At 36.7% G+C, this 13,429-nt stretch carries 15 protein-coding genes and 1 tRNA gene; 7 read left to right on the forward strand and 9 right to left on the reverse strand.

Annotated elements, in window-relative coordinates; all coding sequences use genetic code 11:
* Window positions 1-96: 96 nt before the first annotated feature.
* The 3 genes from alaS to ACMAWV_RS03180 all read left to right on the forward strand — a co-directional run bounded on the left by alaS (window position 97) and on the right by ACMAWV_RS03180 (window position 3,522).
* Window positions 97-2,667, forward strand: a complete 2,571-nt coding sequence (gene alaS, locus ACMAWV_RS03170) for an alanine--tRNA ligase (RefSeq protein ID WP_103218894.1) — start codon at window positions 97-99, stop codon at window positions 2,665-2,667.
* A gap of 136 nt (window positions 2,668-2,803) precedes the next feature.
* Window positions 2,804-3,157: a hypothetical protein gene (locus ACMAWV_RS03175; RefSeq protein WP_412469955.1), complete on the forward strand. Its 354-nt coding sequence runs from the start codon at window positions 2,804-2,806 to the stop codon at window positions 3,155-3,157.
* Window positions 3,158-3,222: 65 nt separating this feature from the next.
* The gene (locus tag ACMAWV_RS03180) at window positions 3,223-3,522 is read left to right on the forward strand and encodes a hypothetical protein (protein ID WP_103218896.1); all 300 of its coding nucleotides are present in this window, start codon (window positions 3,223-3,225) and stop codon (window positions 3,520-3,522) included.
* On the opposite strand, the gene ACMAWV_RS03185 is transcribed toward ACMAWV_RS03180, so the two are convergent.
* The 3 genes from ACMAWV_RS03185 to ACMAWV_RS03195 form a co-directional block, all read right to left on the reverse strand.
* Entirely contained in the window at window positions 3,519-4,745 is a 1,227-nt protein-coding gene (locus ACMAWV_RS03185) for a sensor histidine kinase (RefSeq protein ID WP_392990746.1), read from the reverse strand. The two genes, ACMAWV_RS03180 and ACMAWV_RS03185, sit on opposite strands and share 4 nt — an antisense overlap.
* Before the next feature lie 48 nt (window positions 4,746-4,793).
* Entirely contained in the window at window positions 4,794-6,008 is a 1,215-nt protein-coding gene (locus ACMAWV_RS03190; RefSeq protein ID WP_412469954.1) for a sensor histidine kinase, read from the reverse strand.
* Between the two features lie 232 nt (window positions 6,009-6,240).
* Window positions 6,241-6,316 (reverse strand) — tRNA-Met (locus ACMAWV_RS03195).
* A gap of 143 nt (window positions 6,317-6,459) precedes the next feature.
* Between ACMAWV_RS03195 and ACMAWV_RS03200 the strand changes: the two genes are divergently transcribed.
* Together ACMAWV_RS03200 and ACMAWV_RS03205 are read left to right on the forward strand one after the other, a co-directional pair.
* Complete coding sequence (locus ACMAWV_RS03200; RefSeq protein ID WP_393022161.1) at window positions 6,460-6,762, forward strand: hypothetical protein; 303 nt, start codon at window positions 6,460-6,462, stop codon at window positions 6,760-6,762.
* 102 nt (window positions 6,763-6,864) lie between these two features.
* Window positions 6,865-7,881, forward strand: coding sequence for a tryptophan--tRNA ligase (locus tag ACMAWV_RS03205; RefSeq protein WP_412469953.1), 1,017 nt, complete (start codon window positions 6,865-6,867; stop codon window positions 7,879-7,881).
* A gap of 3 nt (window positions 7,882-7,884) precedes the next feature.
* Here the strand turns inward: ACMAWV_RS03205 and ACMAWV_RS03210 are convergent, their stop codons facing one another.
* From ACMAWV_RS03210 to rplU, 5 genes are all read right to left on the reverse strand, one after another.
* Window positions 7,885-8,352, reverse strand: coding sequence for a 23S rRNA (pseudouridine(1915)-N(3))-methyltransferase RlmH (locus ACMAWV_RS03210; RefSeq protein ID WP_103218901.1), 468 nt, complete (start codon window positions 8,350-8,352; stop codon window positions 7,885-7,887).
* A gap of 6 nt (window positions 8,353-8,358) precedes the next feature.
* Window positions 8,359-8,823, reverse strand: coding sequence for a ribosome silencing factor (gene rsfS, locus ACMAWV_RS03215; protein ID WP_103218902.1), 465 nt, complete (start codon window positions 8,821-8,823; stop codon window positions 8,359-8,361).
* A gap of 3 nt (window positions 8,824-8,826) precedes the next feature.
* A complete protein-coding gene (gene obgE / locus ACMAWV_RS03220; RefSeq protein WP_103218903.1) occupies window positions 8,827-9,828 on the reverse strand; it encodes a GTPase ObgE in 1,002 nt (333 codons plus the stop codon).
* An 89-nt stretch (window positions 9,829-9,917) separates the two neighbouring features.
* The gene (rpmA, locus tag ACMAWV_RS03225; RefSeq protein ID WP_021266471.1) at window positions 9,918-10,172 is read right to left on the reverse strand and encodes a 50S ribosomal protein L27; all 255 of its coding nucleotides are present in this window, start codon (window positions 10,170-10,172) and stop codon (window positions 9,918-9,920) included.
* Window positions 10,173-10,198: 26 nt separating this feature from the next.
* Window positions 10,199-10,504: a 50S ribosomal protein L21 gene (gene rplU / locus ACMAWV_RS03230; RefSeq protein ID WP_103218904.1), complete on the reverse strand. Its 306-nt coding sequence runs from the start codon at window positions 10,502-10,504 to the stop codon at window positions 10,199-10,201.
* 245 nt (window positions 10,505-10,749) lie between these two features.
* On the opposite strand from rplU, the gene ACMAWV_RS03235 reads away from it, so the two are divergent.
* A complete protein-coding gene (locus ACMAWV_RS03235; RefSeq protein ID WP_412469952.1) occupies window positions 10,750-11,559 on the forward strand; it encodes a hypothetical protein in 810 nt (269 codons plus the stop codon).
* Here ACMAWV_RS03235 and ACMAWV_RS03240 read toward each other — a convergent pair.
* A complete protein-coding gene (locus ACMAWV_RS03240) occupies window positions 11,556-12,098 on the reverse strand; it encodes a hypothetical protein (RefSeq protein ID WP_412469951.1) in 543 nt (180 codons plus the stop codon). The genes ACMAWV_RS03235 and ACMAWV_RS03240 overlap by 4 nt on opposite strands.
* 47 nt (window positions 12,099-12,145) lie before the next feature.
* Between ACMAWV_RS03240 and ACMAWV_RS03245 the strand changes: the two genes are divergently transcribed.
* Entirely contained in the window at window positions 12,146-13,402 is a 1,257-nt protein-coding gene (locus ACMAWV_RS03245; protein WP_412469950.1) for a dicarboxylate/amino acid:cation symporter, read from the forward strand.
* Window positions 13,403-13,429: the final 27 nt, after the last annotated feature.

Below are 13,429 nucleotides of genomic sequence, written 5' to 3' on the forward strand. Positions count from 1 at the left end.
AAGTAGTCGGAATAACGATTTTATAGTATATTTTGGGGACTTATACACAATAGATATGATGCACTTAGTTGTGCTTTGAATTATAAGGAAGAAAATATGCAGCCATTATCATCTCGCGAGATTAGAGAGAGATTCCTAGATTACTTTGAAAAGATGGATCACTTAAAAATTAGTGCATCTTCAATCGTTCCTCAAAACGACCCGACACTACTTTTTATCAACTCTGGGATGGCCCCGTTAAAGAATTATTTTCTTGGAAAAGAGACTCCTCCATCTCCTAGGCTAGCAAATTATCAACCATGTATTCGTACAAAAGATATTGATGATGTTGGTGACCGTCACCACTTAACAATTTTTGAAATGCTCGGTTCTTGGTCAATAGGTGACTATTACAAAGAAAAAGCATGTAAGCTTGCTTACGACTTACTAGTTCATGAACTAGACTTCGATCCAAAGAGACTTTACTTCACTGTTTATGGTGGAAATGATGATCTAGGGATTAAACCAGATACTGAGTCTATTGAGGCTTGGAAGAAGTGTGGTGTTCCTGAGGATCATATTGTCGTTCTTGGTGAAGATAACTTCTGGGGACCGGCAGGGGACCATGGGCCATGTGGACCATGTACTGAAGTATTCTATGACACAGGTGCAGAGTATGGGCCTGAGTATAAGCCGGGTGGACATTTTGATGATGTAAGTCGTTACATTGAAATTTGGAATGCCGGTGTTTTCATGGAGCTTAACAAGCAAAAAGACGGGACATTTGAGCCTCTACCACTTAAGTCCGTTGATACAGGTTCTGGACTTGAGAGACTTGCAATGGTTATGAATGGTTGCGATTCTGTTTATGAAACTGATTTACTCGCACCGCTTATGGCATTTTCAAAAGAGCTTTTAGGTAAGAATACAGATATTCAAACTGAGCGTATGATTTCAGATCACATGCGTGCAAGTATTATGATTCTTGCTGAAGGTGTTATGCCTGGAAACGAAGGACAAGGATATATTCCACGTCGTCTTATTCGTAAGTGTGTCGCCGCTTGTATTTCAAGAGGTGTGAAACCTAACTTTAATAAGCATATTCAAAAAACAATTGAGATGCTTGGTGATTACTACCCACAGCTTAAGTCAGCTCGTGAAGCAATCATCTATAATATGGAACAAGAAATTAATGAGTTCGTTCCAATCGTTGAAAATGGTCTAAAGAAAATTGAAGAAGAGCTATCAACAAACTCTAAATCAAAAGAACTATTTCCAGGGCATGTTGCATTTGAACTTGTAACAACTCATGGACTTCCTTTAGAAGTAATTAAAGCTGAGCTTGCTTCAAAGAAAATTGAATTTGCTGAAATTGAATATAACGAGTGTTACGAAGCTCACAGAAAAGCTTCTCGTGTAATTTCTCGCAAGAGCTCTGTTGGTGCAGACCAGGAGAGAATTGAACTTGAGTTTATCGAAGTAGCTGATACTGAGTTTACTGGATATGACTCTCTTGAGACAGATAGTGAAATTTTAAAAATTTACCGTACTGAAGATGAAATCTACTTTGCGACAAAAGAAACACCATTCTATGGTGAGTCTGGTGGACAAGCCGGTGATATCGGAACTGCTAGAACATCTACTGGTGAGCTTCAGATTATCGATACAATGAAAGTAAAAAATACTCATGTTCATATCGCTAAGATTATTTCTGGTGAAATTGAAACAGGTGAAAAGATTGAGTTGGTAGTTGATGGTGAAAATAGAAAAGCTTCAATGAGAAACCACTCTGCGACTCACTTACTACATGCTGCTCTTCACGAAGTGATTGGAAAGCATGCGATTCAAAAGGGTTCAATGGTAACTTCAGAGCGTCTACGCTTTGACTTTCAAAACCCTCAAGCAGTATCTAACGAAGAACTGATTAAAGTAGAGGCTTTAGTAAATAAGTGGATTATGCAAAATGACTCACGTACAACAAAGCTTTGTTCATACGAAGAAGCAATTGATAATGGTGCGATGGCATTATTTGGTGAAAAATACGATAGCGATGTTCGCGTAATTGCATTCGGAAAGGAAAGTGTTGAACTTTGTGGTGGGACTCACGTAGGACGCACAGGTGATATTGGTCTTTTCGTAATTACTCAGGAAACTTCTGTTGCAAAAGGTATTCGTCGTATTGAGGCCGTAACAGGAACTGAAGCAGTTCGTGTGATGCAGGAAAGAACGGCACTACTTAATGCTGCGGCAAAAGAACTTAGTACGAAACCCCAAGAGGTTCCAGCTCGTATTAAGGATCTTCGTGCAGAGATGAAAAAGAAGATCAAGGAAGCGAGTGCTAAAGCAGCTCAAAATGGATCAACTGACTTTATCAAAGAAGTTAAGCGTGACTATGAAGGGTTTAAGCTATTTGCTGCTACTTTGGATGCTGATGCTAAAGCGGTTAAAGAAATTGGTGATAATATGATCAACAAGGGTGAAGTACAGCTTATCTGCCTCATTTCGAAGGATGATAAGGGGATGAAATCATTTGTATGGTCTAACTCTGATGTTAAGGCAGGGGACTTCTTAAAGAAGATCCTAGAGCCTGTCGCTGGACGTGGTGGCGGACGCCCTAACTTTGCTCAAGGTGGTGCACCAGATGTAAACTCTGGCGCTCAAGTGCTTGAATTTATTGAAAGTTTATAAAGATTTCTATAATAGACACAGGTTCGACAAACCTGTGTCTAATTTCCTAACATCCCTATACTTAATTTCACTCCATAGTCGTTAGAAACAAATTCTGATGTATAAAGAATTTGTCTTAAATTTATGGAGTGTAGACGTGATTAAAACCAATTTACCTACAGATGCTCTTTCTCGTGAGCTTCGTCGTTTAACAATGCAACTTGAAATCATTGAGAATCATCTTGATGCTGCCGAAATCGAAGAAAAGAGAGAGATTGTTGAAAAGTCTATTATTCTAAAAATGAGTGATATGACTTCTTCAAATATCAATTACCTTGGGAAATTGAAAGGAATTAGAAAAACTAACTTAAAGAAGCGCTTTGTCCAAGCCGAAATCAATCTACTTAGTAAGGGAATTGGCCGTTTTCCTCAAAAGAATGAACTACGTCTAAAAGTGATCAAAGATCGTTTTGACGGAATTGTTCATCGATTCAATAAAATCTCTCCATAACCTGTTCATAATTAACTATTTGTTAACTTTGCTCCGAAAAATTTCTGAGAGATTTGGAGTAACTTATGAGAGATTTTGACCCTAGAGTTTCATTTGCACAAAAAATTGTTGTAGCAATTCACTACACGCGAGAACAGCGCTCGCGTGTAAACGATGTATTTTATTTTTCATCACTAAAGCATTTAGATAAAGCTTATCTTGAGGCCAATATCATACCTGTCGATATTGCTGAAAAAATACGCGAATGCTGGATCGAATGTTATAAGAGCATCTGCCAGGAATCTTTTACTTTAAATGATAAAGCTAAAGAACACCTTAATTTTTGGAGTGAGTTACTAATGCTGCCAAATCAAAGCCTGCATTAATTCTTTGCTATATGAAATGAGAGTGTTACACGGGTTCCGATATTTACATCAGAGCTTATATTGATTTTTCCATTTGAGAAATCAGTGAAGTATTTCACAATAGGTAGGCCATAACCTGTGCCAACTTCTCCTTTTGTCCCTAGGCGGCTAGTCTTTCGCTCAAAGTGAAAAAGGCCGTCAATGATGTCACTTGGAATACCTATTCCCTTGTCGACAATATCGATATAAATACGACCAGCTTCATCATAAAACTTTATAAGCACGTCTTGCCCTTCATGACTGAATTTAATCGCATTTGAGATCAGATTACTTAATATATGATCGCAGAAAATCTTCTTTTCACAAAAAAAGCTTTTCTCTGTGAGAATATCAAAGTGTAGTTTTAAGTTTTTATCATTTAAGAGTTTAAAATGCTGTTCAGAGAAGTTTTTAATTAGCTCAGAGTCGATTTTACTTTTATGTGAGAAGAGACTCTCTGAATCCAATTGGAAGCTTCTTACATTTGAAATGATCTCTTGAACCTTCTTTAGAGAGGTGTTGATTTGTATGTAAGAAGACTCATCAATTACGCTCTTTCTAAGTAGGCTTGAAATTTTTAATTTCAAAATAGTAACTGGATTTGAAAGATCGTGAAGGACTACATGAAGTAGTGTATCAAGTTGCTTATTTGAAAGTGCAAGTTTTAGTCTAGAGTTGGACTCCAGCCAAACATAGAAGAAAAAATATATTGTCGTGAGAATAGAGAATTGTACGATATTAAATTTCAATAGAGAATAGTATTGAGTATTCGTTAAAGGGTAAGATAGAGATGCGATAGTATGATCAAGCATAAAAAAAGATGCAAATGTGGAGATCATCACAAATACACCAAAAAGAAGCCCTGATCTATTATAGAAAACTCCGAAAAAAATAGGCGTTCCTGTTATCCAAATAATCCCAGGAGACTTTACGCCTCCAAAAGTGAAGACAATGATTATCATGATTAGAATAGATGGCAGAACACAAATCGCCTTGGCGAGACCATGCTTTCCTAGTGCACAGGCAATAATAAAAAATAAAACCTGGGCCGTCGTATACGTATAAAAGAACTCTTTCGGAATTTTATGAAAGAGAACATTAGGGTACGCCAGATAGTAGTAACTGACTGTAATTGATACCATGATAAGCGTAAAAACAATCAGATAGCGCTGAATAAGGTTCTCGCTTTTGAATTTTAGTTTCATCGAGGCCACTTTAAATCAAATTGTGATCTTATGCTAGCAAAGTGAAATTTATTTATGATTTCTCAAGGGAAAACTTAGGGTAAACTCCGTGCCATTTTCATTACTTGTAGGCGAGTGAACGAAAATTTTTGCACCTGAAAGCTCTACAAAATAGTGTACGATTGGAAGCCCGTAACCGGTACCAGCTTCGCCAATTGTTCCAGGCCTTGTGGTTTTCTTATCAAATTCAAAAATCGATTCCATAAGTTCTTCTGGAATACCAATACCTTCATCTCGAATACTGAGCAGTGCAGAGTCTCCTTGGATGCTAAAAGTTACTTCAATGATATCTTCGGGATGGCTAAATTTCACAGCATTAGTAAGTAAATTACTTAGTATATGGTCTTTAAGAATAGAGGGAGAACATTTTATCTTAAAGCCTCCTTCATCTTTAAAAATTAATTTTAAGTGTTTCTTATTAATTAATCTAAACTGCTCTGAAAGATATGATTTCAACTCTGTTGATTCGATTATTCTTCTATCTTCTTGTAAGTTTTCAGAACTCATTTGAAAGCTTCTAATATTTTGTATAATCTCTTCAATTTTAGAAAAAGCTTCTTTGATTTGCTTTGTTTCATTATCTTTAATTTGAAACCGTCTTTTCAAATTTGAAAGTTTTAACTTTAAAATTGTAATTGGATTAGAAAGATCGTGAAGAACAACATGTAAAAGGGTGTCCAGTTGCTCTTTTGATTGTTCAATTTCATCTCGCGTTTGTTGCTCAAGCCAAGTGTAGTATAGAAAGAAAAGAGTAATAACAATCGAGAAGTGAATAACATTCATCCTCTTTTCTTGCATATAAAGCTCTGGTGACACATTAACTGTCATCGATAGAATTTGCGCCTCAAAGGCATAGAAGACAGCATAGACAGCAAGCATGAGTGAGATGCCAATAATCATCCCTCTTTTTCTAAAAAATATTGCAAAGAAAATTGGGAACCCTGCAATCCAGAAGACTCCTGGAGCATGAATACCACCAAAAGAAGTAATTAATACCAATGTTATTGCGATAGAAGGAAAGAGGCTCGAAATATTTCTAAGTGTATGTTGCCCTTTAAAGTCAAAATAATAGAAGGCAAGGTAAAGAGTTGAGATTGGTAAAACAAAATAATACAAAACATTATCATTGATAAAATGATGGTGTCTAAAGGCATAGGCAAGTAATGAGATCATCGCCATGACATTAGTAAAGTGAATAAGAAGTGTATTAAAACGATCTTTCATAATTACTAAATATAAATAATATAAAAGATTGTCGGCTATGACGATATTTTATTTAGTTGAAAATGACTGGGATTTTTTAAGTAAGAAATTGGTTGCGGGTTGTCCCTGCGTTCATGAAGCGCAGCTTTATGACGCTGAGGAGCTTAATATGCAAAATTAAAATATAAGCGTTAGCGCCTTATTTTAATGACGGTAAGTGTGGTAAATGACTGGGATTTTTTAAGTAAGAAATTGGTTGCGGGGGCTGGATTCGAACCAACGACCTTCGGGTTATGAGCCCGACGAGCTACCAACTGCTCCACCCCGCGACAAAGTAAAATCAATATATTATCAGAAAGGTCTTATGTCAAATTAAATTTGTCAGACATAAATTACTAAAATTTCTAGAAGACGCTCCGATATGAACTCTGTATGAGGGATGTTAAAAAATAAATTTTTTGGAGTTTAGACGATGGAAATGCAAAATCATAGTAAGTTAACGATTGATATCGATACTTCAGAGCTTACACCTGCACAGCTTCGCGCAATTAAAACGATTAATATGCTAATGGCACATATTGTGACAACAGAAGATGAAGCAGACTTTTTTGATGGGACTGCGGAAGTGATGAGAATTTGCGCTTCACTAGTAAAACAGTCGAAATTTTGCCAAGAGAATTCAAAAATTCCATACGGAGATCAGGCTTTAGAGTTTTCTATTGAGCTTCTAACTGAGCTTATGGAGTCTTCTTCTTTAGTAAAGTACGACAATTAATAGAATTACATAATTAGAGATAAAGGGCCTGCAATGGGCCCTTTTTTTTTGTCAAAAATTTAGCTATAACAGACTGTGAACTTTAAGAAGTAGGCTTTGAAAATGAGTGACATAAGTAAAAAGAAAATTTGTCTTACAGGTGTTAAACCAACAGGAATGCCACATTTAGGAAACTATATCGGTGCAATTAAACCTGCTATTGATAATGTTAATAAATCAGATATGGAAGGCTACTTCTTTATTGCTGATTATCATTCTCTTATAACTATTCACGATGGAGAAATTCTTCGAAATGATATTTATGAAGTGGCCGCGACTTGGCTAGCTGCTGGACTTGATCCAAATAAAGCAATTCTTTATAAGCAAAGTGATATTCCAGAGATTACAGAGCTAAATTGGATTATTTCATGTTTTGCTTCAAAGGGATTAATGAATCGCGCTCATGCATATAAAGCAAAGAAAGATAAGAATGCTGAAGAAAATCGCGATGAAGACTTTGGTATTAATATGGGTCTATTTTCTTATCCTGTTCTTATGGCCGCAGATATTCTTTTTATGAATACTGATTATGTACCAGTAGGTGAGGATCAGCTACAGCATATCGAAATTGCGCGAGATATCGCTTCAAGCTTTAATCACAAATTTGGTGATCTTCTTACTCTTCCTGAAGCTATTGTAAGCAAGGCCGAAAATAAACTTCTTCCAGGTCTAGATGGACGTAAAATGAGTAAGTCGTATGGAAACCATATTCCATGCTTTGTTCCAGAGAAGAAGCTTAAGAAAATGATTAATAAAATCACAACAGACTCAACTCCTCCTGAGGCTCCAAAGAATCCTGACGAATCATTAATCTTTGATATCTATAAATTCTTTGCAACATCAGAAGAACAAGATGCCTTGGCCAAACGTTATCAAGAAGGAATTGGTTGGGGCCACGCTAAACTTGAACTTTTTGAGGTCCTAAACCGTGAACTAACACCGATGCGTGAAAAGTATGAAGCTCTTATGGCCGATAAATCACAGATCGATACTATCCTTGCACAAGGTGCTGCTAAGATTCGTCCTATCGCTCAAGAGAACTTACGTCGTATTAAGAAAGCTATTGGTGTTTCAAACTAATATTTAGTTTTTATGATAAGGATGATCTTGCTTGATCGTTTGAGCTCGATATATTTGTTCGATTAGAACAAGTCGGGCAATCTTATGTGGAAAAGTCATAGGAGATAGGGAGAGTTGGTAATCAACTGTCTTTAAAAACTCTTTAGGAAAGCCTGCTGCTCCACCGATTAGAAAGCAAACACCTTTTTGCTGGGTTTCAATAACATCATAAATATACTTACTAAGCTTCTCACTATCGCAAGTTTTTCCATGCTCGGTCATTGCAACTACGTGTTGATTTCCAAATTTTGCTTTTATGGATTCGACTTTATTTAGAAGTTCCTTAAGTTCAAGATCAATATTTTCTTGATGACCTTTACACTCATGGATGTGAAGTTTTGGGAAGTTAATACGCTTAAGGTATTCATTTTCAAGCGCGATAAGGTGCTTATCTTTTAACTTCCCAATGACAATAACATGATTGTCTTTCATGAGTTACTAGAAGTAACCTTTATCTGAATCAGTAGATGCTCCAGCTTCTTCAGAAGAGTAGTAGTACTCATTTGGAATTTCAATTGATGGAACAGACCATAAATTGTCGATGTCATATGCTTCGCGAGCTGATTCATCAAAGATGTGAACAATAATGTCACCAAGGTCAATTAGAATCCAATCTGTTTGTTGGTGTAGACCTTCTTTAGAGATTACCGTCTGACCTTTTCTTTTCATTTGTTTTGCAATCTCATCAGACATTGCATTTGCCATTGAAGAGTTTGTTGCTGATGCAAGTACGAAGAAATCTGCTAGTGCAGTTGTTTTTCTCATATCAAGAACTTTAAGGTTAACACCTTTAAAGTTACCAAGAATCCAAGCACTCGCCATAGCAATATTTAATGGGAATTCAAGCTTTGAATTATCTGCAATTTCATCTACGTTTTTCGTGATAAATTCATTTTGTGACATTGATTAGTCCTTTATCGTTTTAAGCATTAAAGATTTTAGTAAGTCTATATTTAGTCCAGATACTGAAGAGATTGGAAGACACTTTCTATCAACCTGTGCCTCGAAGAAGTCTTGGAACTTCTTAATTTCTTCATCTGTCATAGCATCAATTTTTGTTAAACAAATTAGCTCTTTCTTATTTAAAAGATCTTCACTATAGCGACCAAGCTCTTGGCGAATAATTACGTATTGTTCAAACGCTTCGTATTCATCAAGACACCAAGAAACATCCACTAGGTGAACAAGAGATTTTGTTCTTTCAATATGTTTTAGGAATTTAATCCCTAGGCCTTTTCCTTCTGAGGCATCTTCAATTAGCCCTGGGATATCGGCAACAACAAATGAGTCATCTTCACCAAGTGTAACAACACCAAGGTTTGGCTCAAGAGTCGTAAAAGGATAATCTGCAATCTTTGGCCTTGCTGCAGAGATTGAAGAAATAAGTGTTGATTTACCAGCATTAGGTAATCCAACAAGTGCGATATCAGCAAGTAGACGAAGTTCAAGATCTACTTCAAGTTCTACGCCTTCTTTTCCTGCAGTTGCTTTTCGTGGAGCCTGATTAGTTGCAGTCTTGAAGTGAATATTTCCAAGACCACCACGTCCACCTTGTGCAACCATTAATCTCATACCGTGATCAGTTAGATCCGCGATAACTTGATTCGTTTCTGCATTACGAACAATTGTTCCAACAGGAACTTTGATTGTGAGGTCGTCACCAAATGCTCCACACATTTGACGGCCACCACCTTGCTGTCCGTGTTCGGCGCGGTAATGTTTTTTACCTCTGAAGTTAACAAGAGTGTTCATTCCTTCGTCGGCTTCAAAGTAGATGCTACCACCATCACCACCGTCACCACCATCTGGTCCACCAAATGGGATATACTTTTCGCGGCGAAAGCTTACGCATCCGTTTCCTCCGTTTCCGGAAATTACTGTAATTTTAACTTCATCGATAAATTTCATAATAAGGTCTTATATAAAAAAAGGGAGCACTATGTATAGGCTCCCTTTAATATTTACAACTAATTAATAGCGTAAAATGGTAATTTTAATTAAGCTTCAACAACAGAAACGATTTGCTTCTTCTTGTTATAGAAACCAAATTGTACTTTACCTTCTTTCGTAGCGAATAGAGTAAAGTCTTTTCCAACTTTTACGTTTTTACCAGCGTGGAACTTAGATCCCGCTTGTCTTACAATGATGTTTCCTGGAACAACAGCTTCACCACCAAATTTCTTAACACCATACATGTTTGGGTTTGAATCACGACCGTTACTTGTTGAACCACCGGCTTTTTTGTGTGCCATATCTAACTCCTAAAATTGATAATTAATTAAGCTTTAACTTCTTTGATTTTTAAAGTTGTAAAGTGTTGTCTGTGTCCGTTCTTCTTCATGTATTTACCTGGCTTTCTTTTAGAAACGATAACTTTTCTTGAACGATCATGTCTTACTACTTCAGCAACAACTTTAGCACCAGCAACAGTTGGAGCACCAACTTTTGCGCTTTCACCACCAACAAATAGAACTTTATCAAATTCTACAGTTGATCCAGCTTCTTGTTCTAACTTCTGAACATCAATAGTCATACCAGCTTCTACTCTGTACTGGTGACCTGAGATCTCTACTACTCCGTACATACTTTCTCCTAATGAAAGGCAGCCTTTGGGGGTTGCTCGATAGTTCTCGCTAACTCTTTTTTCCCTCGGACTGAAATTAACTTTATGAAACTAGGATTTTTATTAATAATTGGGCCTGTTGTCAAGGACTAAGACGCAATTACACTCCTTTATTTGAGGATTTTTTGCCTAGCGCTAAGCGGAAACCACTTCGAGCTTATTTAGTCGGAAAAAATACCGAAAAATTAAGTTGAATGGAGGCGATAATGCAATCTGTAAGTACTGAAAAATACACATATTATCAATATGCTAAGGAGCAGGCGCTGCCTGTTTATATTAGGCTGCGTATTGCGGAGTTCGATCCGGAAATCGCAGGATTTTTACAAATTATGAATTTTACTGAGCTGGGTGAGAAAGAAAGTGAGCTGGCCCAACAAAATATAGCGTCAAATCAACTGGCCAAGGTCATGACTATTGATGAAGCGACACCGATGGTAGCCGCCCAAATTAGATCAAATTTTGACAATGACAAGTATGGGAAGGAGTCGATCGTACAAAAACCTGGATACAATGTTTATCGCTATAAGAATATGGCGATGATTGTTCTGTCTTTGGCCTCAAATGAGTGGCTAATGGGAACATTTCCAGAATTTGGTCACACCGAAAGAGAATTTGAAAGCCGAGTCGTTATCAATCGCTTTTTAACTTGGGCTTTAGCTCCTATGGGAATTATTGGCCTATGGGGAAGAAAAACTAAGCAGGGAATTATTCTTGGCCGTATGGCAGATGTTAAAGGTGAAGTTATTTATATCGATTATCGTAATCAGAATATATTTACGATGAGTGAAGTATATAAACTGAGAAAATCAGAGATCTTTATAAAGCTTGATCCTCTTAATAAGTTGGGCCCTGTTAAGATGAGGTTTGAAGATGCACAGGCATTTTTAGCAATTCACTCGGCTTACTTTGGTGCCAATGGAATGCCAATGGCAACAAGACAGGCCCTGGCCACTCTTGCCAAAAATATTATGTGTTACAAATTTGCATTAAACGATGTTGCAAAAGAGTTAAGTTAGTTTTTTAAAAGTTTAATGAGAAAAGAATCCTTATTCTTCACATCATCTTTTTTTATCATATGAATAAATATCGGGAAGCATGTAATTGTACATGCTCCTGTGTATGTAATTGTGAATCCGGCTTCATCATTCCAAATATAGACTGACGTGCCGTCATTATTGATAAACTTATCCTGCTTACCATAGCGATTTATTAGTGATTGATGAAAAGTATTGTGAAGAAAGTAATTTGGAAGTCTTGCGTAGAAATCTAAAACGACTTCATCTCTAACATGAATAAAAACAGGAAAGAAGTAGCTCTGATGGCGAATTTGAATTTCATAAGTTGCTAGAGGTTTCTTGTCATTGATTAATCTGATTGCTTTATATTCATTCTTTATATCTGACAGTTTTTGTCCAGGATAGAATGGTTTGAATTTATCAAAGGTGAAGTCGTAATTCGGTTCTTCCACCTTAGCTTTTGCCGGATTGATAAATATGCAAAATGATAAGAGAATAAATGAACAAGTTAGAATATTGTTAAGAATTTTTTTTACCATACGTTATTTTAAACGATTTGAATTTTTATAGTTAAAAGGGGAATTTAATGCAACCAGCAGCAAAGAAGGAAGCGCAGAAGATTGGTATTGCAATGGTACTCGGATTAATTTTGGGTCTTCTGTTACATTATTTTGGAAAGGGTGAATACGTAAAATTTATTTCTCCTATAGGAGATGCGTTTATCTCTCTTCTTAAAATGGTGATTATCCCTCTTGTTTTCTCATCTATCTTTATGGCGATGTACCACTTAGGAACACCAGAATCATTAGGAAGAATGGGGGTAAGGGCCGTTGCTTATTATTTCATTACAACTTGTATTGCCGTTCTATTTGGAATTATTTTTGTAAATCTTATCAATCCTGGTGTTGGTGCTGATCTTGGCTCTGCTGGAGTTCATGGCCTTTCAGAAGCAATGCAGTCGAAAGTTGCAAGTAGTTCAAGTGGTTGGGCGTCACTGTTTGCTTCAATCAAAGAAGTTCTTCTAGGTGCAATTCCAACGAATCCATTTGGTTCAATGGCCGATGGAAATATTTTACAAGTTATCGTCTTCTCAATTCTTATGGGAATGACTGCGCTATTTATTCCTAAAGATAGTGAACCATTTGTTAAAGTAGTAGGTTCTCTTGAATCTCTTTCTAATAAACTAACAATGGGAGTAATGAGCTTAGCTCCTTATGGAATCTTTGTTCTTATGACAGGGGTTCTTGCTAAATCTGGTTTTGGCGCAATTATATCTCTTTCTAAGTATATGCTGACAGTAATTCTAGGATTGATTTGTCATGGTATTTTTCTTCTGATTATTGGAAGTATTCGCGGAAAGACTTCACCTATTGAGATTTTAAAAGGTGTAGGGCCAGCTATTATTACTGCTTTTTCAACTGCTTCTTCAGCAGCAACTCTACCTATTACGATGATGAATGTTGAAGAAAATTTAGGCGTTGATAAAGATACTGCAAAATTTGTTTTACCATTAGGTGCAACTGTAAATATGGATGGAACTGCTCTTTATGAGTCAGTCGCCGCCATCTTCATTGCGCAAGCTTATGGCTTTGACTTAGGTTTAACTCAGCAGATTATTATTTTTATGACAGCATCTCTTGCGGCAATCGGAGCAGCAGCAATTCCTGGTGCGGGGCTAATTACAATGTCGATCGTACTTTCAGCTGTCGGGCTTCCTATTGAGGGGATCGGTCTTATCTTAGCTGTGGATAGAATTCTGGACATGTTCAGAACTGCAGTTAACGTCTTTGGTGACGCCATGGGAACAGTTGTTGTTGATTCTATGCTGAAAAATAAAGAGTAAACAATATAAAGTATTGAATTCAGTACT

It is taken from the genome of Halobacteriovorax sp. RT-1-1 (assembly GCF_047085455.1).
Lineage (GTDB): Bacteria > Bdellovibrionota > Bacteriovoracia > Bacteriovoracales > Bacteriovoracaceae > Halobacteriovorax_A.

Bases quoted from the DNA above. Each gene is read 5' to 3' on its own strand.
- ACMAWV_RS03180 (WP_103218896.1), top strand. From the start codon at position 3,223: ATGAGAGATTTTGACCCTAGAGTTTCATTTGCACAAAAAATTGTTGTA.
- ACMAWV_RS03210 (WP_103218901.1), bottom strand. From the start codon at position 8,352: ATGAAAGACAATCATGTTATTGTCATTGGGAAGTTAAAAGATAAGCAC.
- ACMAWV_RS03190 (WP_412469954.1), bottom strand. From the start codon at position 6,008: ATGAAAGATCGTTTTAATACACTTCTTATTCACTTTACTAATGTCATG.
- rsfS (WP_103218902.1), bottom strand. From the start codon at position 8,823: ATGTCACAAAATGAATTTATCACGAAAAACGTAGATGAAATTGCAGAT.
- ACMAWV_RS03240 (WP_412469951.1), bottom strand. From the start codon at position 12,098: ATGGTAAAAAAAATTCTTAACAATATTCTAACTTGTTCATTTATTCTC.
- obgE (WP_103218903.1), bottom strand. From the start codon at position 9,828: ATGAAATTTATCGATGAAGTTAAAATTACAGTAATTTCCGGAAACGGA.
- ACMAWV_RS03205 (WP_412469953.1), top strand. From the start codon at position 6,865: ATGAGTGACATAAGTAAAAAGAAAATTTGTCTTACAGGTGTTAAACCA.
- ACMAWV_RS03185 (WP_392990746.1), bottom strand. From the start codon at position 4,745: ATGAAACTAAAATTCAAAAGCGAGAACCTTATTCAGCGCTATCTGATT.
- alaS (WP_103218894.1), top strand. From the start codon at position 97: ATGCAGCCATTATCATCTCGCGAGATTAGAGAGAGATTCCTAGATTAC.
- ACMAWV_RS03235 (WP_412469952.1), top strand. From the start codon at position 10,750: ATGCAATCTGTAAGTACTGAAAAATACACATATTATCAATATGCTAAG.
- ACMAWV_RS03200 (WP_393022161.1), top strand. From the start codon at position 6,460: ATGGAAATGCAAAATCATAGTAAGTTAACGATTGATATCGATACTTCA.
- rplU (WP_103218904.1), bottom strand. From the start codon at position 10,504: ATGTACGGAGTAGTAGAGATCTCAGGTCACCAGTACAGAGTAGAAGCT.
- ACMAWV_RS03245 (WP_412469950.1), top strand. From the start codon at position 12,146: ATGCAACCAGCAGCAAAGAAGGAAGCGCAGAAGATTGGTATTGCAATG.
- rpmA (WP_021266471.1), bottom strand. From the start codon at position 10,172: ATGGCACACAAAAAAGCCGGTGGTTCAACAAGTAACGGTCGTGATTCA.